This is a genomic window from Mycolicibacterium agri (genome assembly GCF_002553505.1).
Taxonomy (GTDB): Bacteria; Actinomycetota; Actinomycetes; order Mycobacteriales; family Mycobacteriaceae; genus Mycobacterium; species Mycobacterium agri.
In genome coordinates, this window is the sequence record NZ_PDCP01000194.1 from 1 (window position 1) to 1,759 (window position 1,759).

At 65.6% G+C, this 1,759-nt stretch carries 2 protein-coding genes; both read right to left on the reverse strand.

Annotation, left to right across the window (positions count from 1 at the left end):
• Positions 1-941: glycogen synthase (glgA, locus tag CQY20_RS33665; RefSeq protein ID WP_234816545.1), on the reverse strand; the 941-nt coding region annotated here is incomplete at its 3' end.
• A partial coding sequence (locus CQY20_RS33670) for a GlgC family sugar phosphate nucleotidyltransferase (RefSeq protein WP_097945703.1) occupies positions 938-1,759 on the reverse strand: 822 nt, incomplete at its 5' end. The genes glgA and CQY20_RS33670, both read right to left, overlap by 4 nt.

The following is a 1,759-nucleotide window of genomic DNA, read 5'->3' on the forward strand; positions in this document are numbered from 1 at the left end:
GCGACTACCGCGGTACCGCACGCCATCGCCTCCAGGTTGACGATGCCGAGCGGCTCGTACAGCGACGGACACACAAACGCCGTCGCGTGGCTCAGCAGCTGGATCACCTCGTGCCGGTCGAGCATTCCTTCGATCCAGATCACCCCAGATCGTGTGGCGCGCAAGTTATTGACAAGGTCGGTCACCTCCAGCGCGAGTTCGGGCGTGTCCGGTTGTCCAGCGCAGAGCACGAGCTGTACCTCGGGGTCGAGCTGGGCGGCTGCGCGCAGCAGCACCGGCACGCCCTTCTGCCGGGTGATCCGTCCGACGAAGACCACGTTGGGTCGATGGGGGTCGACCCCGCATCGCTCGAGCACCTCGGTGTCGGGGTCAGGCGCGTACTGCTGCGCATCGATCCCGTTGTGGATCACCCGCACCTTATCCGGGTTCACCGAAGGGTAGGTGGACAGCACGTCGGCCTTCATTCCGTTGGACACCGCGATGACCGCCGCGGCGTTCTCCACTGCGTCGCGCTCGCACCAGGACGACAGCGCGTAGCCGCCGCCGAGCTGTTCGGCCTTCCACGGACGAAGCGGCTCCAGAGAGTGCACCGTCAACACGTGCGGGATTCCGTACAGCAACGACGTCAGGTGTCCGGCCATGTTGGCATACCAGGTGTGGGAGTGCACCAGGTCGACGTCGCCCATGGCCGCAACCATCGACAGTCCAGTCGAAATCGTCTGCAGCGCAGGATTATCGTTCTCGAGCCGATCCCACGGTTGGTGCGCCACCGCGGTCGGCCGGTCGGCGCCCTGGCAGTGCACGGTCAGGGCGACATGCTTGGACAGCTCCTTGGCCAGGTACTCCACGTGCACCCCGGCACCCCCATAGACCTCGGGCGGGTACTCCCTGGTGCACAGTGCGACCTTGAGTCGGTCACCTGCCTGATTCACCGTGCTCACTTGGTGACCTGCTGACTCTTGCCGACGACGGTCACGCCGCTGTCGGAGACGACGAATCCGCGGGCCAGGTCGTGGTCTTTGTCCACGCCGACCTGCGCCCCGTCGGGTACCACCACGTCCTTGTCGATGATCGCGTTCTGTATCACGGCGTTGGCGCCGATGACGGTGTTGTCCATGATCACTGACCGTTCGACGAGGGCGTAGTCCTCTATCCGCGCTCCGGGCGATAGCACCGATTCGCGCACCAGCGCCCCCGAGACGATGACGCCGTTGGAGACCACGCTATTCACGGCACGGCCGACCCGGTCGCCGTCCTCGTGCACGAACTTCGCGGGTGGATGCGGCGGGATATGGGTGAGGATCGGCCACTCGCTGTTGTACAGGTTGAATACCGGCACGACCGCGCACAGGTCCATGTGCGAGTCGAAGTAGGAATCCAGCGTTCCAACATCGCGCCAGTAGCCGGCGTCGGCGGGGTCGGCGCCCGGCACCACGTTGCGCTGGAAGTCGTACACCTGCGCGATTCCCTGATCCACCATCATCGGCATGATGTCGCCGCCCATGTCGTGCTTGCTGGACTCGTCGGCGGCGTCCTTGCGAAGTGCCTCGACCAACACGTCGGTGGAGAACAGGTAATTGCCCATCGAAACGAATGTCTCGTCGGGCCGGCCGGGCAGCCCCGGCGGGTCGGGCGGCTTCTCCAGGAACGCCTCGACCTGCAGCCCGTTTGAGGCGGTCTTGATCACGCCGAAGGCGCTGGCCTCCTTGCGCGGCACAGGAATTCCGGCCACCGTGGCGCCCGCGCCACTGTCGAGGTG